This window comes from Staphylococcus caledonicus (assembly GCF_016238465.1).
Lineage (GTDB): Bacteria > Bacillota > Bacilli > Staphylococcales > Staphylococcaceae > Staphylococcus > Staphylococcus caledonicus.
On the sequence record NZ_JABTXV010000002.1, the window covers coordinates 113,445 to 135,170 of the forward strand.

Sequence of the window (21,726 nt, forward strand, 5' to 3'; positions counted from 1 at the left end):
AACATTTTTAATATAAAATCTTAATATTTCCTTTTTAGGAGTGTGGAAATGAAAAATGCACTAAAATTATTTAAAACGGACTTAAAACGCGTCGCCAAAACGCCTGCCGTCTGGATTATTCTCGCAGGGTTAGCTATTTTGCCGTCATTCTACGCATGGTTCAACTTATGGGCGATGTGGGATCCTTATAGCAATACGGGACATATTAAAGTCGCAGTAGTAAACGAAGACCAAGGTGATAAAGTTCGAGGTAGAAAGATTAACGTCGGGAACACCCTAGAAGATAATTTGAAAAAGAATGATAAATTTGATTGGCAATTCGTTAGCCGTGAAAAGGCAGACCACGAAATTAAAATGGGAAAATACTATGCCGGTATATACATACCTAAATCATTTTCGCACCACATTACCGGTACACTACGAAAGAAACCGCAACAAGCAGACATTGAATATAAAGTAAATCAAAAAATCAATGCCGTCGCACCTAAAATGACAGATACAGGTTCAACGGTTATCGTCGATGAGGCGAATAAACAATTCAATGAAACCGTCACTAAAACGTTACTTCAAGAAGCCAATAAAGTAGGGCTACAAATAGAAGATGAAGTGCCAACGATTAATAAAATTAAAAACGCCGTCTATGCCGCGCATAATTCATTACCGAAGATTAATAAAATAGCCGACCGCATCGTCTATCTTAATGAGCATCAAGATCAGTTAGATGAATATGCGAATAAATTCCGCGCGCTTGGTAACTATAAAGGCGATATTTTAGATGCCCAACAGAAACTCAACGACGTCAACGCGGCAATACCGTCATTAAATGAGAAAGCTAAGCTTATTCTCGCTTTAGATGCTTATATGCCTAAGGTTGAAAAGTTACTTGATGTAGCTTCAAACGATATCCCGGCACAATTTCCTAAGCTCAACAGAGGCGTAGATATTGCTAGCGAAGGCTTAGATTTAGCGGATACGCGCTTGAACGATGCACAGGGTTATCTTACACAGGCCCAACAACGTGTTGGAGACTATCAAGAAGCCGCTAACCGGGCGCAAGAAGTCAACGGCCAAGCCAATAATGTGTTACGCCAACCAAGTACTGCAAGCATGCCTAAGTATACCGTGACCCCGTTAAGCACAGATAGTAGTAATGACGCCGTTAATGATAAACAAATTGTGTCTGACAATGATGTTAAATCGATGAATAGTGCCTTTGCGGAAGCACTCTTAGCGCTATCTAGCAACGCCGATACTCAGGCTAAAGCGACTCAATCCGATATCAAAGCCTTGAAGAATAGTACATATGGCGTGCTTGGTTCTAATCGACCAACCGAGTTTAATGAGACGTTGCGTAATATTACTTCCCGTCTTGAAAATAATGCGAAATACAACCAGCAACTCGTAGACATTTTAAAAGAATTAGAAAACAAAGAACATGTAGATTTATCATCCCAAATCAAAGAAATTGAACACGCTAATCAACGTATTAATGAGACATTACGTTCTACCAACCAACTTACTCAAGCACTAGGAAATAGTAGTTCAGGTAAATCTGAAGCGGTCAATGTATTACGTACGTTACCAGATTTAAATAATGGCTTAAGCGACTATCGTGAGTTCATCAAAAAAGATTTAAATAACCGATTACTAGTTGTATCAAACGAGATTACTCAACAATTGAATCAAGGTCAAAACACCTTATCACGTGTTCAATCTAAACTCGACACTATTAATCAAGTCATTCAAGCAGGGCAAGATATTGTTTCTACAGGTCAAAACCGTGTCGCTACGATACAAAGTGAATTGCCAGCTTTAGAACAAACGTATATTGAAGCAATGCAAACGGCACAACAATACTTCCCAACAGTGAAACAAGATGTAGCGAAAGCAGCCGACTTTGTACGCAATGACTTACCAGGGTTAGAACAACAATTAGCCAACGCAACTGCGACGGTAAACGCTAATTTACCAACGTTATTTAATAAATATGATAACGCAGTAGATTTGTTAGATGAGAATCAACCACGTGCGAAAGAAGCGTTAGCAAACTTGGCTAACTTTTCAGAGAATCGCCTACCAGGTATTGAAAAAGATTTAGACAAGGCTAATAAAATTTTCAAAAAATTAGATGACGATGATGCAGTGGATAAACTGATTGACACACTAAGAAACGATTTGAAAAAACAAGCCGACGTCATCGCAAATCCAATTCATAAAAAACAAACCAATGTCTTCCCAGTAAAAGATTACGGTTCAGGAATGACACCATTCTATACATCACTATCTATCTGGGTAGGTGCATTATTATTAGTCAGCCTATTATCAGTCGACAACAAACACAAACATCTTGAAGACGAATTAACGAGACGTCAGATTTACTTAGGTAAGGGCGCATTCTTCGTCATGATGGGTATCATACAAACCCTCATCGTAACGACGGGAGATTTGTTCATCTTGAAAGCACAAGTCGAGTCTCCATTATTATTTGTATTGGTAGCACTATTTGGAGCGATTATCTTCAATACTATTGTCTACACATCGGTATCGCTTCTAGGTAATCCAGGGAAAGCTATCGCAATCATCCTATTAGTATTACAAATTGCAGGTGGCGGTGGAACATTCCCAGTAGTAACAGCACCTAAGTTCTTCCAAACAATCTCGCCGTTCTTACCGTTCACCTACGTCATTGATTCCTTACGAGAAACAGTAGGAGGCATCGTACCAGAAATTTTAATCACAAAATTGATTATACTGGCATTATTCGGACTAGGATTCTTTATAGTCGGCGTCTTAATTAAACCGATTCTAGATCCACTCATGCGTAAAATTTCTAAACGCATAGATGAAAGTAACGTCACAGAATAGGCGCTTAAGTTAAGGTTTTTGGAAAATGTAGCAAGTACTAAAACACAAATATAAGGCTAGGACACTAATCATATAGATGTCCTAGCCTTATTTGTATTAATTGTCTTTATTGTTTGAGTTAACTGACTTACCAGTATTTTGAGTTGAACTACTTTTATTTGTTGAGGTACTACTTTGAGTAGAGTTCTTTGGTTGTGTACGTTGTTGTGTTGACGCTGGTTGTTGTGTACTTGGCTGTTGAGTTGTCGTAGCTTCTTTAGTACGTTTTTCTGACGTTGCACTTTCTGAACTATTTTGTCTTGAGCGACTAGCTTTATTTCCTTCTGTAGTTGATTGTTTAGTTTTAGTTTCTTGAGTTTGAGTTGTTACATTATTATGTTGTTGCGTTGAATAGTTTTGTTGAGTATTTACTGAGTTATTATATGTAGGCTCTGACTGTGCATTTTCACCGTTATCGGTATCATCGTTCTCTTCTTGTGTTTCTTCGGTAGACTTTTCCTTTTTATCTTTTTTATCATGTTTTTCTGTTTTATTATCATCGCTAACATTTGAACTTTTAGTGCTAGTTACCGCAAAGAATATTGAAAAACCTAAAGCTACCACAAGTAGTAAAATGACTATACCTGCTAATACTTTTTTCAAGATGTGGTCCCCCGTCCTTAATTCATTTCTTTCTCCTATTATAATAAAACTTCATAAAATAGATAGTATTTCCACAATTTTATAATATTAAATTTTGTTTACTAAATTATATGATAAATACATCTTAAGTACAGTGAATGTTTATAGGCAATGTGAGATAATATAAGTGAAGTACAAATCTAATATAGAAAGAAGGACTAACATGAATAAAGTAGTAAAAACTATTGCTTCAACAACTTTAGCATTTGGAACACTTTTAGGAGCTAGTACAGCTGTATTACCTTTCCAAGATACAGCGCACGCTGCAACACAAACAAAAGGATATCACTATTCTTACAATGGCTATGTTGATAAAGACGCAAAATTCTTAACAGATAAAAACTTTATCAAAGCTGTGAAACATGACAATGTGACATTTAGTGGAGTTAAACTTGCACCAACAAAAAGTGAAAAAGTTAAAGAAAAACACAATCAAAAATTTACTGGTTTAACTAAAGATGGTAAGAAAGCGCATAAAGTACAGTTTATCGTAAAAGGTGATTTAACATACAACCAACTTAAAAAAGCTTACGGCAAAGATTTGAAAAAAGTTAAAGGTAGCCGTGACGCTAAAGGAAGCGGTATTTATGTGTATAAACCTGTTAAAGACGGCCTAGCTACTTCATTTGTAATGAATGACAATCACGTTGTAGAAGTAGATATAAGCTATGAAGGCTTCACAACTAGTAAATAATTGAACAATAGAGAAACACATTTACAAAGTTAGTCTGATATATCCCTTATAGTTAATACTTTGACGAGTAAAACTATAGGGGATATTTTTATATGTATCGTTATCGCGATGTAATAATTATTTAGAAGGTACTACATTTAATGCTTTTTATGCTACGTAATATTACAAATGTTCTCTTTTAATAATTGATATGTTTGATCATTGCCATCGCAAAAGGTAAAGGAATTACTTAATTGATCAAACTTTAAAATATTGCCAGTATAATTTTGAATGTGACCATCTTCCCAATAATCTAAAGAACAGAGTTCATCCGTTTGAAGCTTTTGTTGAACAATATAATCTAAATGGCTTAAAGCATCTTCAGATAATGAAGGTTTTTTTATTTCATTTTGACTTTGAATAATTTTATTCAAAATTTCAAATTGTTCAGGTATGGTAGTGAATGGACTCCATTTAACATTTCTTCGACCTTCTGGAATATTAGGATTTAAATATTCTCTTGGTATTTTTCTATAATCGGTTTCATATTTATACTCGTCCGGAGCATCTGGATTAATTATCATTGTATACACCTCAATCTTATAGAGAACGTACGTTCGTATAAAGTTATTATAGTTTATTTTCTCCTATATGTAAAAGGCAAAATAATATTTATTATTTTTGGTTCTTTGACTTTAACTGAGAAGAGTATACTTTCTTCAATCCTCCAATGTAAGAATCCTAACAATCTATTTACCTTCTATAGAAAAGCTCCTTTAACATTTTGAAGTACTCTTTAATTCACTTACGATGCCATTTATCGCACTTTACCGCATGGACAAAGTAGGTAAAGGCATCCTAGTATAACAAGAACACTGCAACGGTAATGTCCCGGGAAATATGAAATTAATGTTTAACCGTCAACTAAATCGTGCCTTCGATTACAATATGGTCATCTTTGCGTATCATGAAGTGGCCCACAATAGACTATTTACGGCGCCTGAGAATATTGCTTTGGAAAATGAGTACGCAAACTTAACATTGATGCTACAAAAAATGGCTAAGAAGAAAACAACATATAAAACGAGATTACAGTTACAGAAAGATTATGCCAATGAAGTTAAACCAACGGCATTTATTAATACGTTGAATAAGGCGAGAAAATAGAATAGTAGTCTGAATGAGAAGATAGATAGGGCCATAAGTCTAACAAAGGGGAAGTAAACTTATGGCCCATTGTCATTACATAATATAACTTTTTGTGAAGGAGTTAATGGGGATGTTACTCCTACGAATAGTATACCATAGTTGTATATAAATATTATTTAACGATTTGTGAAATTTAATTTCGTATAATTTAGTATGTGATACAACTGAAATTAATTTAGTGTTAATTTTTCGGATAATAAAAATTGTATAAGTATAAGGAATAGAGTATTATATTTATAGTTAAAGAGAAAGAAGGCGAATATTTTGAGAAAATCAACAAAAGCGGTGGTAACCACAACTTTAGCGTTGGGCACATTATTCGGCATTGGAACAACAGGTGTATTAGAACAGCCAGCTACGGCACACGCTGCAACTCACACAACATCTGCATATTACAATTACAAAGGTTATGCAGGTCAAGACGTATCATTTGTATTAGATAAAAACTTTAAAAATGCGGTTAAAGCTGAAAGTGTTACATTTAACGGTATTAAATTAAAAGATACTAATTCTAGTAAAAATGTTAAAAAATATGATCAATATTTCAGAAACGTTGCTAAGAACGGTAAAACAGCATCGTTATTAGATATGAAAGTGACAGGTCACTTATCATTAGCACAATTAAATAAAGTTTATGGTAAGGACTTACAAAAAATTGATAACGGTAAAAAAAATACAACTGGAATTTACTATTACCAACCTAATCAAAATGGTATGACAGTTTGGTTTGATGTGGAAAAAGGTAAAGTAGACCGCGTGGTAATGGGTTATAGTACAGTTAAAAAAGCAATGAAATAATTAGTCTATATATAAAAACTGAGACATTAATGTGAAAATGTCTCAGTTTTTAATTTTACATTAATTTTTTAGATGTAGTTTTGTTGTAAATCCAACGTACTAATAGGGCTACAACGATGAAGAGACCGATGTAACCGACGATAGGAAAGACGAAGTTAATTAAATCGGCAAATCCTACAAAGCTTAATGCGAAAGCTAAAGCTAATGATGCGATTAATAGAATGAAGTAACGCGTCGTACGGAATTCTGAAAAGCGTGTAAGGAATGGATAAATCATACCTACACAACTATTAAAGATAACGCCTACCATTACAGCTGACATTAAAATACCAAGCCATGGATGAATATCATTAGCTAATAATAAAGTTGGGATATCTACAGAATTCGCATTTTTAATATTAGCTAAGAGCCCAGCAATCATAATTAATAATAAAATACTAAACACGAGACCACCGTAAAAGGCGCCACGTCGTGCTATTTTATGATTGCTTGAATCTCCACCAATAATTGTTAAGAAACTAAAGCTATTACCTATAATAATGCCACCATATAAAATCGCATCCCACCACCACGCATGAGGTGACTGTGTTTTAGATGGATGAATATGTTGTGAAACTTCATCAAATGGAATAGTAGGATTGATAATGTTATAACCTGCAATAATAAAGACTGCGATAACTAGGAAAGGTGTAACGATGCCTAAGAAATCAATAAGACGATTGAAATTAAGTAATAAGACTACAAACAATAAGAGCACAATCGCCAATGAACCTACCCATACAGGTAAATTGAAACCTTGTTTAAGCGCAGAACCTCCGCCGGCAATCATTACGACCGTTAAACCAAATAAGAAAAAGACGATTAAGTAGTCAATAATCGTGCCGAAGACCTTTCCAAATAATTTATGTAGCGAAATATCATACGTATCCGCGTCTAAACGGTAGCCTACCTTAGAAATTTGACGTGTCCCAAACGTCACAATGACCCCGGTAATAATAGCTGCCACATAGGCATAATTACCATGGTTTACAAAGAATTGTAATAATTCCTGACCAGTCGTGAAACCAGCCCCAACAATAAAACTTAGATAAGCTAACATCAGCTTAATTGCCGTTTTATTATCCTTACTCATAAATATATTCCCTCCTCAATGTTTACAATATATAGGTTAACATAACATCAGAAATATAAAACCTTTGCCCAATTTTAGTTTTTGTTTTTTTGAAAAGGACGAAGTTGAATATGTAGAATTCATGAAATCGCAATACAACTCACTATTAAAAATGGTAGGTTAGAGATATAGTATAAACAATTCATTGCCTCAGAGAGATATATAGAGTAGAGGAGTTAAGAGTATGAAGAAAAGTAAACGTTTAGATCTTATCTCAATGCTTGTAAAACAAAATCGTTTTTACAAAAAAGAAGATATCGCAGATTATATTGATATGCACTTTGGAATCCGCTATAGTGTCACAACGATTGGGCGAGATCTAAAGGAATTAAGAATATTTAAAATGCCCGTCGCAGGTCATCAAGCATATTATAAAAAGTTAGATAATACACACCAAATGGATGCCAAAACTAAATTAGAACATTATTATCAAGAAGAAATTCAAGATATTGTGATAAAAAATAGCTATTTAATTATTAAAACCTCTCCTGGCTTTGCCCAATGTATTAATTTCTTTATCGATCAAATGGATATAGACGAAGTCCTTGGAACAGTAGGAGGTAATGACACATTATTGGTCCTCACTTCCTCTGAAGAGATGGCGAAGTATGTACATTATAAATTATTTGGTTATAAATATACGTAAAATTGTATATTTAGATTGATTATTATGATGACGTAGCCATAATTAGTAAGATGTATAAAATACGTACAATAGGGTATCTCTAGTAATATCATTTTCAAAATAAAAAAGAAAAATTGAGAATGATTATAAATGCAGAATGATGTATAAAAGAACTTTATTAGTTAAATGACGACATCATAATGTATGAAATATACATAATAACTTAAGAATAACTAATAAAAACGTATATTCACTCAGAATAATGCATTGAATAACCAAATAGTATGAAGAAGCACACATTTATAATGTGAAATTAATCACATACTTAAAATTGAAAGCGTTTTATACTCTAGTTGTAAAGAAATAAAGGAGGAAATGAATATGACTCAAGGACCAATCCAAGTAAACAGTGAAATCGGTAAACTCAAAACAGTATTACTTAAACGACCTGGTAAAGAATTAGAGAACTTAGTACCAGATCACTTAAGCGGGTTATTATTTGACGATATTCCTTATTTAAAAGTAGCACAAGAAGAACACGATAAATTCGCACAAGCACTTCAAGATGAAGGTGTTGAAGTAGTATATCTTGAAAAGCTTGCTGCAGAAGCCATTGCTGACAAAGCAGTACGTGAACAATTTATCGATGATATTCTTGCAGAATCCAAAAAAACAGTGCTAGGTCATGAAGAAGAAATCAAAAAATTCTTCTCAAACTTATCAGATCAAGAACTTATCGATAAAGTGATGGCTGGTGTTCGTAAAGAAGAAATTAAACTAGAAACAACACACTTAGTTGAATATATGGATGATCGCTATCCATTCTATTTAGACCCAATGCCTAATCTTTACTTCACACGTGACCCACAAGCATCTGTCGGTAGAGGCATGACAATTAACCGTATGTATTGGAGAGCACGTCGTAGAGAATCTCTATTTATCACATACATCTTAAAACATCATCCTCGTTTCAAAGATGCCGATGTGCCTGTATGGTTAGACCGTGATTCAAGCTTCAACATTGAAGGTGGAGACGAATTAGTACTTTCTAAAGAAACGTTAGCGATTGGTATTTCTGAACGTACGTCAGCACAAGCTATCGAACGTTTAGCTCGTAACATTTTCAACGATGAAACAACAACATTCAAAAGAGTAGTGGCGATTGAAATTCCAAATAGTCGTACATTTATGCATCTAGATACCGTATTTACAATGATTGATTACGACAAATTTACAGTTCATTCAGCCATCTTTAAAGAAGAAAATAACATGAACATCTTCACAATCGAGTACGATGAAGCGAAAGATGATATTAAAATCACACATTCAAGTAAATTACGCGAAACACTTGCAAAAGTACTAGGCGTAGATAAAATTGACTTTATCCCAACTGGTAATGGCGATGTTATCGACGGTGCGCGTGAACAATGGAATGACGGTTCAAATACTTTATGTATTCGCCCAGGAGTTGTTGTAACTTACGACCGTAACTACGTATCTAACCAATTACTACGTGATAAAGGTATTAAAGTTATTGAAATCGCAGGTAGTGAGCTTGTTCGTGGACGTGGGGGCCCAAGATGTATGAGTCAACCACTATTCAGAGAAGACATTTAGTATTTAGATAATTTAGGACTAGTTTGAAAAGGTAAGGACCAAGGATTAATACTACATTACAACCGCATATTTATTACCAAGACACAAGGAGTGGACTTGAAGCGACAATTAAATATGTAGAGCTTCAAGTCCTTTTTTAAAAAAATAAACTAACAAGACCTTTCTTATAAGGGGAAATGACATATGAATAATGAAACAGACACAAACAAATTAGGTAAAATGTCTCTCATTGGTTTAGTTATCGGATCTATGATTGGTGGCGGTGCGTTCAACATCATTTCCGACATGGGTGGACCAGCAGGCGGTCTAGCAATTACAATTGGTTGGATTATCACGGCCATTGGTATGATTTCACTCGCATTCGTCTTCCAAAATTTAACAAACGAACGTCCGGATCTTGAAGGCGGTATTTATAGTTATGCGCAAGCAGGATTTGGTGATTTTATTGGTTTCTCAAGTGCTTGGGGTTATTGGTTCGCAGCCTTTCTTGGGAACGTAGCTTATGCGACATTATTAATGTCAGCAGTCGGGAATTTCTTCCCAATCTTTAAAGGTGGAAATACATTACCAAGTATTATCGTGGCTTCTATCTTATTATGGGGCGTACACTTCTTAATTCTTAGAGGCGTTGAAACAGCAGCCTTTATCAACAGTATCGTAACAGTAGCCAAATTGATTCCAATCTTTTTAGTTATTATCTGTATGATTGTTGTTTTCAACTTCGATACATTTAAATCTGGCTTCTTTGGTATGACAAGTGAAGGCATGGGCGTGTTTAGCTGGGGCGATACGATGTCTCAAGTTAAAAGTACAATGCTTGTAACCGTATGGGTCTTCACTGGTATTGAAGGCGCAGTCGTCTTCTCAGGTCGTGCGAAAACGAAAAAAGACGTTGGAACAGCTACAGTTATTGGTTTAGTCTCAGTACTAATCATTTATTTCTTAATGACTGTATTAGCGCAAGGTGTAATTCAACAAGCGAATATTTCTAAACTTGCAAGCCCATCAATGGCCCAAGTATTAGAACACATCGTTGGCCACTGGGGTTCTGTCCTTGTTAATATTGGATTAATCATCTCTGTATTAGGCGCGTGGCTTGGTTGGACATTGCTTGCTGGCGAATTACCATTCATCGTAGCGAAAGATGGTTTATTCCCTAAATGGTTTGCGAAGGAAAATAAAAACAAAGCACCGGTCAATGCACTGTTAATCACAAACATCTTAGTACAGTTATTCCTAGTGAGTATGTTATTCACAGAGAGTGCCTATCAATTCGCATTCTCACTTGCATCAAGTGCCATTTTAATTCCATATATGTTTAGCGCATTCTATCAATTGAAATATACGATTGAACATAGAGGACGCGCTACAGTTAAGCAATGGACAATTGGTATTATTGCTTCTATCTATGCCATTTGGCTCGTCTATGCTGCAGGTATAGATTACTTATTATTAACGATGTTGCTTTATATCCCAGGACTCTTCGTCTATAGTTTCGTACAACACAACAATAAGCGACGTCTATCAAAAGGCGATTATCTACTCTTTGCATTAATTATTGTACTTGCCATCATAGGCATTATACGTTTAGCTATGGGTAGCGTTTCAGTATTCTAATAGATGATGAAGTCTTGAAGTTTTAGGAGCGTATCACTATGACTGAAAAGAAATTTTCCAACCAAAATAAAGAAACAGAATTAGATTATGGCTTCAAACGATTGGCATCTTACATGAATATTCCAACGGGCGTTATACATGCATATAAAGATGAATGTTTCGTACGTCACTATAATAGAGGACAAGTATTGTATTACTCATCAGATCAGCCTGCATACGTGTATCTATTATTAGAAGGCAATGTTTTGCGTGAAACATTTGATGAAGATGGCGACGTCTATCGCATATTAAATAAAGAAGAAGTGCTCTTTCCCTTAACCCATCTCTTTCATAAAGACGCATTAAATGAAATGTGTACAGCGATGACGGATTGCTATATTATCGGCATGCCTAAAGACTTATTGGAGTATTTATGTAAGAACCATGATGATATATTTATTACACTTTTTGAAAAGTTAAACGACACACTAAGACTACAAATGAAATATAATATGGCGTTAACGACGAAGTTAGCAAAAGAACGTATAGAGAAAGTATTATACTATCTGTGCTATGCGATAGGATATGACAATGAGGAATTTTACGAAATCAAGCAAGTTATGACGATTCAATTATTAAGTGATTTGTCAGGTATTTCACGTGAAACGACAGGTCATATTGTAAATCAGTTGAAAGAAGATAAAGTCTTACTTAAAAACGGTAAAAGCTGGATGATAAGGAAATAAAAATAGCAGAAGTTATATAGAAGTAAGGCATGATGAATAAATGTCTAGCAAACTACTTAAGGCGTTAGTGCTATCACTAGCGTCTTGTTTTGATTAAATAAATAAGAAACAAAGTGTAATTAATAAACCGAAGACGAAGCGTCTAGGAGAGTTAAAGGCGAGCCCAATCTATATCATCGATGTCAGTATACCCACTGTTATCATTTAATCTTTCTCTAATTTTGTTCATTGTACCTGTAGATTCGAGATACAAAGTTTCTTGGATGCTATTCCATTGTTTTTTTCCAATTATAACGGCATCTCTTTGATTGTTAGAACTACTAATAATGATTGGCTCTTCTTTGTCATTGACTTGTTTAAGTAAATCGTAGAATTCATCTTTAGCTACAGTTGAAGATTTTATATTCATAGAAGACTGCTCCTTTCAAAATATGTGCTTATATTATAAACCTTGCTAATCAGAACGTCTACATTTAAATTGAAATTTTACACAAATATTTATTTAGTAACTAAGTCGCTCGAAAAAGTGTAAAATAGTTATATTATAGATTTTGTTTGGAAAGGATGAAACTTATCATGGCATTTATGACAGTAAACTATTTATCACCAACTTTAGGAATGAACCAATCGTTTACAGCGATTATTCCAGAGGATGAGAGTTTCTTTAAACAATCACAATCTCCACACCCTTTAAAAACATTATTACTTCTACATGGGCTCTCGAGTGACGCGACATCTTATCCACGCTTCACTAGTATTGAGCGTTATGCCGAAGAACATCATCTTGCGGTCATCATGCCTAACGCTGATCACAGTGGCTACGCGAATATGACATACGGCCATAGTTATTACGATTACATATTAGAGGTGTATCACTATGCACATCAAGTCTTCCCACTTTCAACACGACGTGAAGATAACTTTATAGCAGGTCACTCGATGGGCGGTTATGGCACGATGAAATTTGCCTTAACACAACCAGAGTTATTCTCAAAGGCATCACCTCTCTCATCAGTCTTTCAAGCTCAAGATTTAATGAACTTAGACTACGTAGACTTCGCACCTAAAGCTATTACAGGAGAAGATACGAACATCAAAGGTACAGAATTAGATACCTATCATCTCGTAGATAAAGCTATTGAAAATGAGGCAACGCTACCACAACTATTGATTCAATGTGGCACCGAAGATTTCTTATACGAAGATAAGCAACAATTCATGGCCTATTTAGATGAAAAAGGAATTTCTTACCAATATGAAGAAGGCCCTGGCGCACACGGTTATGCATTTTGGGACAAAGCCATTAAACGCACCATTGAATGGCTAATAGAAGATTGAAAGAATTTGTGTAAAAAAACATGAAAGCGTTTTAATTATAGTATTGACAAGTTGCAAATTAAAAACTATGATTAATATGAAATCGATTTCATAAAGGTGATGACATGGCAACAATTAAGGATGTAGCACAGAAAGCAGGATTGTCTGTGTCAACAGTTTCAAGGTTTTTGAATAATCATCCATATATTTCAGACGTGAAGAAAAAGAAAATTCAAGAAGCAATGATAGATTTAGATTATGTACCAAATTCAGCAGCAACCCAGTTACGTTCTAATAAATCATTTGCTCTAGGAGTCATTGTTTCTAGAATAACTAATCCATATTTTGCATATTTGATAGATGCGATTGAAAACACAATTAGAACAACGCCTTATCACACGTTAATTATGCAAACGTATGATGATAAGGATGAAGAATTAAGGTTATTAAATATGTTAAAACAAAAGCATATCGATGGCGTTATTATGGGGTCTCTTGAAAATGATATTAGTGTTGTAGAAAAATACACAAAGTACGGTCCTATAGTTTTATCTGCTGATAAAACAGTGCAATCAAATAAAGTAATGGTAGTTCATACAGATCAACGACAAGCAACATATGAGGCTATTCAATATTTAATTAATAAGGGACATTCAACAATAGCGTATTGCACAGGTGGTAATTATTTTGCTTCACGTCATGGTAGATCAAGAAATTTAGGCTTTAGAGATGCTATGAATGATAATGGATTAGAAATTAAAAGAGAATGGATTTTTAATAACGCACATACATTAGAAGATGGAGAAAAAATCGGGAAGATTTTATGGCAGAGTAAGAGATTGCCAGATGCTATCTTTGCAGGAAGTGATGAAGTCGCTTCTGGGATTATTCAAGTTATGACAAATTATAATATTAATATACCTGATGATATAGCTATTATGGGTTATGATAATCAACCATTTTCTAAATTGTTAAAAATCCCTTTAACTACAGTAAACCAACCTGTAAATGAAATAGGGAGACAATTAACAGAATTTCTATTGTCAGTGTTGGAAGATGTTGAATTTAATGCAGATGATAATTTATTAAAATTAGAAATTATAGAAAGAAAAAGTACTTAAGGTAAAAAGGAGCTTATTTAAGCTCTTTCTTTAAATAAAATATGGTATCGATACCATAATGAAGAATGAGGGTCGGAAATGGAATATAAATGGTGGCAAAAAGAGATAATCTATCAGATTTATCCTCGCAGTTTTAAAGATTCTAATAATGATGGAATAGGTGATATTCAAGGCATTATTTCTAAATTGCCTTATCTCAGTAAATTAGGAATTACAATGATATGGATATGTCCAATTTATAAATCTCCAATGGTAGATAATGGCTACGACATTGCTAATTATCTAGATATAAATTCAGAATTTGGAAGTATGGATGATTTAAATCAGCTTTTTGAAGAGGCTAATGACTTTAATATTAAAATTATGTTGGATTTAGTAATTAACCATACTTCAGATGAACATATATGGTTTCAAGAAGCAATAAGTAATCCTAAAAGTAAATATAGAAATTATTACATTTTTAAAGAAGGTATTAACGGACAACCCCCTAATAATTGGCGTTCGATTTTTGGAGGGAGCGTATGGGAAAAAGTACCAAATGAAAATCAATATTATATGCACATTTTTGATAAAAAACAACCTGACTTAAATTTTGAAAATTTAGAGTTACGCCAAGAAATATATCACATGATTAATACTTGGTTAGAAAAAGGTTTAGCAGGGTTTAGAATTGATTCGATTACTTTCTTAAAAAAAGATCAAGATTTTAAAAGTTTGGAAGCAGATGGTAGTGATGGGTTAGTAACATGTAAGCATAAAACACGTAACCGTCCCGGTATTGATAAATTTTTAAATGAATTAAAGCAACAAACTTTTGAAAAATATGATTGTGTAACTGTCGGAGAAGCTCCAGGAGTTAAATATAATGAACTTGATAATTTTATTGGTAAAAATGGATACTTCTCTATGATATTTGATTTTAAATATGCAGATATTGATGTTGAATCTGGTAGCGATTGGTTTAAACGTACTAATTGGACAGTAGATGAATTTAAATCACTTCTATTTAAAAGCCAAGAAGCAATACAAAAGGTTGGATGGGGCGCCAACTTTATAGAAAATCATGATCAACCTCGAGCAATTTCTAAATTGATAAAAGATAAAAAATATCATAATTATTATGGCGGTAGCGCTCTAGGGATAATGTATTTCTTTTTAAGAGGCACACCATTTATATATCAAGGACAAGAAATTGGTATGACAAATTTTGAAAGAGAGTCTATTACACAATTTAATGACATATCAAGTATTGATAACTATGAACGTTCTCTTCAAGAAGGATTTACCCCAAAAGAAGCATTATCATTTGTTAATCAACGTAGTCGAGATAATACACGTACCCCTATGCAATGGAATAGTGATATTCATGCGGGATTTTCGGATGTGGTGCCTTGGATTGAATTAAATAATAATTATAAAGATGTGAACGTTGAAAAACAAATTAATGATGAGAATTCACTATTTAATTTTTATAGAAAAATGATTAAACTTCGCAATGACTCAGAATATTCAAATGCTCTTATATATGGAGACATCCATCCCATTTGGAATACAAGTGATGAAGTTATTAGTTACTATAGAATATTTAATAATTTACAGCTTCAAGTCATTGTAAATTTATCAAATAACGAAGTAAATCAAACGCTTGGAGACGGGAACCATAAAGTAATTTTTAATAATTATAAAGATAATAATTTATACGAAAAGGCAATTTCTTTACGGCCTTATGAAGCAGTACTTTTAAAAAATTAAATTTCAATGTTGAAAGTGGTGTATATCATGAAAAATAAAAAATATCATAATATTGCGCGGGAAATAGTTGACGTAGTTGGTAAAGATAATATTGAAAGTGCAACTCATTGTGTAACAAGACTACGTTTATCAGTAAATGATCGTAAAAAAATAGATGACGATAAAATTGAAGCAATTGATGAAGTTAAAGGTGTATTCTACACTGGAGGGCAATATCAAATAATCCTTGGCACAGGTGTAGTTAATAATGTTTATGAAGCGCTAGAAGAACAATACGAGTTTAAAGAAGAATCTAAAAAAGAAATGGAGCGAAAGAAACAAGGTGCTATTCAACGAGCAATACGTTTATTAGCAGATGTATTTATCCCCATCATTCCAGTTTTGGGCGCAACAGGGCTCTTCCTAGGACTAAAAGGTGTGCTATTTAACGAAAGTGTACTCGGGGTTTTTGGTTTAAAACCAGATATGATACCTGATTATCTTCAAACGCTTATTTCAGTATTAACAGATACAGCGTTCGGGTTTTTACCTGCTTTTATTGCTTGGAGCGCATTTAGAACATTTGGAGGTACACCAATTATTGGTTTCTTAATCGGCTTAATGCTTGTATCACCTGCTTTACCCAATGCTTATGACGTAGCTGGTGGTAGTGCGAAACCTATTATGATTGCTGGGTTTATTCCAATTGTTGGCTATCAAGGTAGTATTTTAACTGCACTGTTTGCTGGTATTCTAGGAGCTAAACTTGAAAAAAGACTTCGTAAAGTAATGCCAAGTGCTTTGGATTTAATTTTCACACCCTTCTTTGTTATTTTAATTATTATGTTATTCTCGTTCTTTGTTATGGGTCCAATTGTTCATGGCATAGAGTCTATAGGAATTACAGTAGTTAAAACGTTTGTTAATTTACCATTTGGATTAGGTGGATTCCTCATTGGTTTTATCTATCCATTAGCCGTGATGACTGGATTACATCATATGTTTATAATAGTAGAAACATCATTACTTGCTTCAACAGGATTTAACCCATTAATTACTTTAGCGGCAATGTATGGTTTCTCAAATGCAGGTGTGTGTTTAGCCTTAGCGTTACGTAGTAAGAAAGCATCGTTTAAGACTGCTGGTATCAGCGCAACAGTTACACAATTATTAGGTGTGAGTGAACCTGCTCTATTCGGTGTAGTACTTCGTTCAGGAATTAAGCCGTTAGGAATTATGTTACTTTGTTCATCTTTAGGCGGAGGAATATTAGCCTTATTACACGTTAAAGCAAATTCATATGGTTTAGCTGTTATTCTTTCACCATTAATGTATATATATGATTTTAGTCAATTATTAACATATGTATTAATAGGGGTTGCTACATTGGTATTAGGTTTTATTCTAACTCAAATTTTTGGTATTCCAAAAGATCAGGATGTAGCAGTAGCAAACGTTAGTGTTGAATCAGTGCAAGAAGAAAATGGAACAATGCAACCTAAAATAAATAATGAAGACAACGCATTAGCAAAAATATCAATTGGAGAAACAATGTCACTCCAAAATGTTAATGATCCTGTATTTGCAGAGAGAATGATGGGAGAAGGTTATGCTATTGAACCATTAGATGGCAAAATTTATAGTCCTATTAATGATAAAGTTACTTTTATTTCAGATTCTAAGCACGCTATAGGTATTGAAGATGAAAATGGTATAGAAATACTTGTCCATATGGGTATCGATACAGTTGAATTAAAAGAAGAAGTATTTAATATTCAAGTTAAGCAAGGAGAAGAAGTTAGAGTTGGACAATTTCTTGCTCAAATGAATATTGATGCTATTCGCAATTCAATGAAAGAAATTACTACGATGGTGGTTATTACTAATACACAAGATAAGATTAAAGATTTTAAATTATTAAGTGATAATGAAGCTTCAGTAGGCGAAAAAGTTGCAATTTTTAAATTAAAATAATAAAAATTATGTAAACAAACAACGCCCACCAATTGAAACAATCCAATTGGTGGGCGTTGTTTTTCTATTTAAAATGAACACGTTAGCGACTTTTCACATTTTTTCTACTTTCCAATAAATGATAAATAGGTACCAGGCCATTACTACTAATTCCAACACAAATCCGCTAATGATAATGGCATCTATGTCTAGCCACAAGCCGATGATTTCGACTACTAAACCAATTACTCCTACTGCTATTATCACCCATAAGTATTTTAGGCTATATCGCCAAAATAACGTTTGTGCTTTTACCCAATTTTCTTGACTTGCTAAGGATTTTCTTGTGCGAAAGCCGTACCACCAATTTCGTTCTAGCGGTGGACTAGTTTTAAAGGCAAAGCCTAGAATACCCATTACGAGACTGAACGGCAATAACAACATCTAAACATCCCTTCAAGTTTTCTCACTACCTTATTAATTCACATAATATATTAACTTACATTTCTATTCAAATTGAATTAAAATCATAAATGAACTAAACTAAAGTTAAAGAAAGCGTTTTATTATAGGTTTTATACATACATTATATTTTAAATATAATTAAAGCGAGAGAGGGCGTAATTTAATGTTTAAGTATTATGTCACTTGCTTACTACTTTTCTTTACGTTTGCGATAGTGTGTGGAATGACGCTAAACGAAGATGTAAGTAAAGAAGCTACAGTAGTAGCAGTAGGCGATAATTTAATTCATCCGGTAGTTTTTAATGATGCGCTTCAACAAGATGGCTCCTACAACTTTGCACCGATGTATAGACATGTGAAAGACGACATTCAAGAACCTGATTTGGCGTTTGTAAATCAAGAGTCTCCATTAGGTGGCGATGATCGTCCATTTTCAGGATTTAAGCAGTTTAACACACCTAGTCGGGTGGCTCAGGACATTGTTGATACGGGTTTCGACGTTATAAATGGCGCGAATAACCATGCATTAGATCAAGGGGACAGTGGCGTTCGGAATAACATTCAGACGTGGAATAAGTTCAACCACATTCTATTTACAGGTATTTTTAATTCGGAAAAGTCCTCCAAAGCGATACCAACGATAACGGTGAATGGTATTAAAGTAAGTGTTTTAAGTTATACATATGGAACGAACGATATGACGTCTCAATATCCTTATACGGTGAAACAATTTGATAAGAAGACCATTCAACGTGATGTAAGAAAGGCAAAACGACAAAGCGATGTAGTAATGGTATCCGCCCATTGGGGACGTGAAAATCAACATAAACCTGACGACTCTCAGAAGAAATATGCGCAGCTTTTTGCGGATGAAGGGGTAGATGTAGTACTTGGTACACACCCTCACGTTATTCAGCCCATTGAGTGGGTTAAGAGCACATATAATCATCATCAAACACTCGTGGCCTATTCGTTAGGTAATTTTCTGAATGGACAGTATGGTGGTGATGAGAACAATCAACTTCTAGGACGTTTAAACTTTAAGATTGTTGAAGCTCCTAAAGGCCCCCATTTGGAAAATGTCACATGGACCAGTATGGTGAATCATTATGAACAGGCGGTACCAACAGATAAGCGTACGAGACATCACTTTAACATTTACAATTTAGATGATTATAACAATAAACTGGCACAACAACATGGTTTAAATAGTGATGCTAAAAGCCAATGGAATATTAAACACTTACAAGATATTACGAAAGATGTCATAGATGATCAATATTTAAATGAAAAGAGTTTATAATACAACGGGGTCACAAGAAATGAATAAGGCTAATGAGAAGATAAACTTACTTCCCATTAGCCTTATTTTTAATTACTTATTTATTTTGTTCGGCGAATGCTTTTGAGATGTCACGTAGTTTTCTAGGTGAGTCATCCCATTTCATTGTAACTTCAGTAAAATGCATTTGGTCAGGTGCGTCATTAATTTCTTCGAAGACTTGTTTTAATTCATTTGAACTTTTAGCTTCGTGTATCGCTACATTATCGCCACCAAATACTTTAGGTAATGCTTTGTAATCCCACATGCGAATGTCGTTATATGGTTCCTCCATGCCGTGAATGAGACGTTCTACAGTGTAGCCGTCATTATTAATCACAAAGATAATAGGTTTAATATCATTACGAATCATAGTTGATAACTCTTGTACTGTTAATTGTAATGAGCCATCACCAATTAATAAGATATTACGGCGTAAATTATCAGCCATTTGAGTACCTAATGTTGCAGGTAGTGTGTAGCCGATAGAACCCCATAATGGTTGACCAATAAACGTCATACCTTTAGGTAAAGCAAGTTCGTATGCGCCAAAGAAAGAGGTACCTTGTTCGGCGATTAAGATATCATTGCTTCCTATAAATTCTTGCATCATGTTAAAGTATGTGGCTTGTGTTAATACCTCATCTGATAATTCGTAATCTGGTTTGTCTGTCTTTTCAAAAGTAGGAGCAGAACCTTCATATTGATAATCTAGTGTATTTAAACCAGCAAGTAAATTAGGCAATGTGACTTCGTTATCTACTGTATCGTTCATTTTGAAATAGCGATGATTCAACATTATTACGTCATCTACATCAAATTCGTAAGAGAAACCTGCTGTAGCTGAATCGGTTAATTTGGCGCCGATATTTAGAATGGCATCACTGTTATTTACATAGTCTTTAATATTATCGTCCGCAATTTTACCGTCGAATATGCCAATATAGTGTTCATTTTCTTCGTTAAAAGCACCTTTACCTAACGATAATTGGGCAACTGGAATATGTGTTTGATTAACAAATTTTTCTAATTGATCATGTAAGTGGAAGCTATTGATTTCATGCCCTGCAATAATGACAGGTTGCGAAGCGGACTTCAATTTCTCTGCGACCATATCAATGTAGCTTTGAACATCTTGTTCAGGTGCTTGTGCTACTTCATATGATTGCTCAACGTCGATTTCAGTCATTGCTACATCAATAGGTAAATGAATGTGTACCGGACGACGTTCATGAATAGCTGCATTAATAACTCTTGGAATTTCAGTTGTCGCATTGTCTGCAGTAATATATGCTTGTGCTGTAGTAATATGGGCGAACATTTTTTGATAGCTATCAAATTTTCCTTCACCTAATGAGTGATGTACATATTTGCCAGCTTGTTCAACTGCTTGCGTAGGGGCGCCAGTTATAGCAATCACAGGCACGCGTTCAGCATATGAGCCAGCAATACCATTTACTGCACTAAGTTCACCTACACCGAATGTTGTGACAAGCACGCCAAGGCCATGTATACGCGCATATCCGTCTGCCGCGTAACTACCATTCAATTCATTTACTGCACCAATCCATTCAACACCATCATGGCGTACAATATCATCAAGAAATGCGAGATTGAAATCTCCTGGTACACCAAATATTTTATCTACACTAGCTGTATGCACTGCATCCATTAAATATTGTCCTACACGTTGTTTCATATACATTCCACCTTTATTTCTAAATTAACTATAGTTCAAATATAAATCGGTAGTTAAATAAAGTCAATTAACTTGACCTTTTCGTGACCTTTTTCTGAAAATTGATTATAATGTGTATAAAAATTCATATTTGAAAAG

Annotated in this window: 19 protein-coding genes; 13 read left to right on the forward strand and 6 right to left on the reverse strand. The window is 34.3% G+C overall.

Features of this window, described 5'->3' with window-relative positions; genetic code table 11:
- Nucleotides 1–48 precede the first annotated feature (48 nt).
- Nucleotides 49–2,865 carry a YhgE/Pip domain-containing protein gene (locus HS848_RS07245; protein ID WP_198611794.1) on the forward strand — a complete coding sequence of 939 codons (2,817 nt, stop codon included), beginning with the start codon at nucleotides 49–51 and terminating at the stop codon, nucleotides 2,863–2,865.
- 96 nt (nucleotides 2,866–2,961) lie between these two features.
- Here the strand turns inward: HS848_RS07245 and HS848_RS07250 are convergent, their stop codons facing one another.
- Nucleotides 2,962–3,507 carry a hypothetical protein gene (locus HS848_RS07250; RefSeq protein WP_198611795.1) on the reverse strand — a complete coding sequence of 182 codons (546 nt, stop codon included), beginning with the start codon at nucleotides 3,505–3,507 and terminating at the stop codon, nucleotides 2,962–2,964.
- A gap of 202 nt (nucleotides 3,508–3,709) precedes the next feature.
- Here HS848_RS07250 and isaB (HS848_RS07255) point away from each other — a divergent pair, with 202 nt between their 5' ends.
- A complete protein-coding gene (gene isaB, locus HS848_RS07255; RefSeq protein WP_107507300.1) occupies nucleotides 3,710–4,240 on the forward strand; it encodes an immunodominant staphylococcal antigen IsaB family protein in 531 nt (176 codons plus the stop codon).
- Between the two features lie 152 nt (nucleotides 4,241–4,392).
- On the opposite strand, the gene HS848_RS07260 is transcribed toward isaB (HS848_RS07255), so the two are convergent.
- On the reverse strand, nucleotides 4,393–4,803 hold the full coding sequence (locus tag HS848_RS07260; RefSeq protein ID WP_198611796.1) for a YolD-like family protein: 411 nt from the start codon (nucleotides 4,801–4,803) through the stop codon (nucleotides 4,393–4,395).
- Nucleotides 4,804–5,128: 325 nt separating this feature from the next.
- Here HS848_RS07260 and HS848_RS07265 point away from each other — a divergent pair, with 325 nt between their 5' ends.
- Both HS848_RS07265 and isaB (HS848_RS07270) read left to right on the forward strand, forming a co-directional pair.
- The gene (locus tag HS848_RS07265; RefSeq protein WP_198611797.1) at nucleotides 5,129–5,386 is read left to right on the forward strand and encodes a hypothetical protein; all 258 of its coding nucleotides are present in this window, start codon (nucleotides 5,129–5,131) and stop codon (nucleotides 5,384–5,386) included.
- A 306-nt stretch (nucleotides 5,387–5,692) separates the two neighbouring features.
- Entirely contained in the window at nucleotides 5,693–6,226 is a 534-nt protein-coding gene (gene isaB / locus HS848_RS07270) for an immunodominant staphylococcal antigen IsaB family protein (RefSeq protein ID WP_198611798.1), read from the forward strand.
- A gap of 55 nt (nucleotides 6,227–6,281) precedes the next feature.
- On the opposite strand, the gene HS848_RS07275 is transcribed toward isaB (HS848_RS07270), so the two are convergent.
- Nucleotides 6,282–7,358 carry a YkvI family membrane protein gene (locus HS848_RS07275; protein WP_198611799.1) on the reverse strand — a complete coding sequence of 359 codons (1,077 nt, stop codon included), beginning with the start codon at nucleotides 7,356–7,358 and terminating at the stop codon, nucleotides 6,282–6,284.
- A gap of 223 nt (nucleotides 7,359–7,581) precedes the next feature.
- Between HS848_RS07275 and HS848_RS07280 the strand changes: the two genes are divergently transcribed.
- The 4 genes from HS848_RS07280 to HS848_RS07295 all read left to right on the forward strand — a co-directional run bounded on the left by HS848_RS07280 (nucleotide 7,582) and on the right by HS848_RS07295 (nucleotide 11,981).
- Nucleotides 7,582–8,043: an arginine repressor gene (locus tag HS848_RS07280; RefSeq protein ID WP_107506978.1), complete on the forward strand. Its 462-nt coding sequence runs from the start codon at nucleotides 7,582–7,584 to the stop codon at nucleotides 8,041–8,043.
- Nucleotides 8,044–8,403: 360 nt separating this feature from the next.
- Entirely contained in the window at nucleotides 8,404–9,639 is a 1,236-nt protein-coding gene (gene arcA, locus HS848_RS07285; protein ID WP_198611800.1) for an arginine deiminase, read from the forward strand.
- 183 nt (nucleotides 9,640–9,822) lie between these two features.
- Nucleotides 9,823–11,256, forward strand: a complete 1,434-nt coding sequence (gene arcD, locus HS848_RS07290) for an arginine-ornithine antiporter (RefSeq protein ID WP_198611801.1) — start codon at nucleotides 9,823–9,825, stop codon at nucleotides 11,254–11,256.
- 38 nt (nucleotides 11,257–11,294) lie between these two features.
- On the forward strand, nucleotides 11,295–11,981 hold the full coding sequence (locus HS848_RS07295; RefSeq protein ID WP_198611802.1) for a Crp/Fnr family transcriptional regulator: 687 nt from the start codon (nucleotides 11,295–11,297) through the stop codon (nucleotides 11,979–11,981).
- 151 nt (nucleotides 11,982–12,132) lie between these two features.
- On the opposite strand, the gene HS848_RS07300 is transcribed toward HS848_RS07295, so the two are convergent.
- Nucleotides 12,133–12,390, reverse strand: a complete 258-nt coding sequence (locus HS848_RS07300) for a type II toxin-antitoxin system Phd/YefM family antitoxin (RefSeq protein WP_198611803.1) — start codon at nucleotides 12,388–12,390, stop codon at nucleotides 12,133–12,135.
- Nucleotides 12,391–12,557: 167 nt separating this feature from the next.
- Here HS848_RS07300 and HS848_RS07305 point away from each other — a divergent pair, with 167 nt between their 5' ends.
- The 4 genes from HS848_RS07305 to HS848_RS07320 all read left to right on the forward strand — a co-directional run bounded on the left by HS848_RS07305 (nucleotide 12,558) and on the right by HS848_RS07320 (nucleotide 18,124).
- Nucleotides 12,558–13,319 carry an alpha/beta hydrolase gene (locus HS848_RS07305; RefSeq protein WP_198611804.1) on the forward strand — a complete coding sequence of 254 codons (762 nt, stop codon included), beginning with the start codon at nucleotides 12,558–12,560 and terminating at the stop codon, nucleotides 13,317–13,319.
- Between the two features lie 104 nt (nucleotides 13,320–13,423).
- Nucleotides 13,424–14,419: a LacI family DNA-binding transcriptional regulator gene (locus HS848_RS07310; RefSeq protein WP_198611805.1), complete on the forward strand. Its 996-nt coding sequence runs from the start codon at nucleotides 13,424–13,426 to the stop codon at nucleotides 14,417–14,419.
- 78 nt (nucleotides 14,420–14,497) lie between these two features.
- Nucleotides 14,498–16,171 (forward strand): alpha-glucosidase, encoded by a 1,674-nt coding sequence (locus tag HS848_RS07315; protein WP_198611806.1) that lies wholly within the window; start codon nucleotides 14,498–14,500, stop codon nucleotides 16,169–16,171.
- A gap of 27 nt (nucleotides 16,172–16,198) precedes the next feature.
- A complete protein-coding gene (locus tag HS848_RS07320; protein WP_198611807.1) occupies nucleotides 16,199–18,124 on the forward strand; it encodes a PTS beta-glucoside transporter subunit IIBCA in 1,926 nt (641 codons plus the stop codon).
- Nucleotides 18,125–18,217: 93 nt separating this feature from the next.
- On the opposite strand, the gene HS848_RS07325 is transcribed toward HS848_RS07320, so the two are convergent.
- Entirely contained in the window at nucleotides 18,218–18,547 is a 330-nt protein-coding gene (locus tag HS848_RS07325; RefSeq protein ID WP_198611808.1) for an SdpI family protein, read from the reverse strand.
- A 184-nt stretch (nucleotides 18,548–18,731) separates the two neighbouring features.
- On the opposite strand from HS848_RS07325, the gene HS848_RS07330 reads away from it, so the two are divergent.
- Nucleotides 18,732–19,871 (forward strand): CapA family protein, encoded by a 1,140-nt coding sequence (locus tag HS848_RS07330; protein WP_198611809.1) that lies wholly within the window; start codon nucleotides 18,732–18,734, stop codon nucleotides 19,869–19,871.
- Nucleotides 19,872–19,947: 76 nt separating this feature from the next.
- On the opposite strand, the gene HS848_RS07335 is transcribed toward HS848_RS07330, so the two are convergent.
- Nucleotides 19,948–21,588, reverse strand: coding sequence for an alpha-keto acid decarboxylase family protein (locus tag HS848_RS07335; RefSeq protein ID WP_198611810.1), 1,641 nt, complete (start codon nucleotides 21,586–21,588; stop codon nucleotides 19,948–19,950).
- Nucleotides 21,589–21,726 lie beyond the last annotated feature (138 nt).

Coding starts and splice junctions, on each gene's coding strand:
- HS848_RS07245 (WP_198611794.1), top strand. CDS start 49: ATGAAAAATGCACTAAAATTATTTAAAACGGACTTAAAACGCGTCGCC.
- isaB (WP_107507300.1), top strand. CDS start 3,710: ATGAATAAAGTAGTAAAAACTATTGCTTCAACAACTTTAGCATTTGGA.
- HS848_RS07260 (WP_198611796.1), bottom strand. CDS start 4,803: ATGATAATTAATCCAGATGCTCCGGACGAGTATAAATATGAAACCGAT.
- HS848_RS07265 (WP_198611797.1), top strand. CDS start 5,129: ATGTTTAACCGTCAACTAAATCGTGCCTTCGATTACAATATGGTCATC.
- HS848_RS07275 (WP_198611799.1), bottom strand. CDS start 7,358: ATGAGTAAGGATAATAAAACGGCAATTAAGCTGATGTTAGCTTATCTA.
- HS848_RS07280 (WP_107506978.1), top strand. CDS start 7,582: ATGAAGAAAAGTAAACGTTTAGATCTTATCTCAATGCTTGTAAAACAA.
- arcA (WP_198611800.1), top strand. CDS start 8,404: ATGACTCAAGGACCAATCCAAGTAAACAGTGAAATCGGTAAACTCAAA.
- arcD (WP_198611801.1), top strand. CDS start 9,823: ATGAATAATGAAACAGACACAAACAAATTAGGTAAAATGTCTCTCATT.
- HS848_RS07295 (WP_198611802.1), top strand. CDS start 11,295: ATGACTGAAAAGAAATTTTCCAACCAAAATAAAGAAACAGAATTAGAT.
- HS848_RS07300 (WP_198611803.1), bottom strand. CDS start 12,390: ATGAATATAAAATCTTCAACTGTAGCTAAAGATGAATTCTACGATTTA.
- HS848_RS07305 (WP_198611804.1), top strand. CDS start 12,558: ATGGCATTTATGACAGTAAACTATTTATCACCAACTTTAGGAATGAAC.
- HS848_RS07310 (WP_198611805.1), top strand. CDS start 13,424: ATGGCAACAATTAAGGATGTAGCACAGAAAGCAGGATTGTCTGTGTCA.
- HS848_RS07315 (WP_198611806.1), top strand. CDS start 14,498: ATGGAATATAAATGGTGGCAAAAAGAGATAATCTATCAGATTTATCCT.
- HS848_RS07320 (WP_198611807.1), top strand. CDS start 16,199: ATGAAAAATAAAAAATATCATAATATTGCGCGGGAAATAGTTGACGTA.
- HS848_RS07325 (WP_198611808.1), bottom strand. CDS start 18,547: ATGTTGTTATTGCCGTTCAGTCTCGTAATGGGTATTCTAGGCTTTGCC.
- HS848_RS07330 (WP_198611809.1), top strand. CDS start 18,732: ATGTTTAAGTATTATGTCACTTGCTTACTACTTTTCTTTACGTTTGCG.
- HS848_RS07335 (WP_198611810.1), bottom strand. CDS start 21,588: ATGAAACAACGTGTAGGACAATATTTAATGGATGCAGTGCATACAGCT.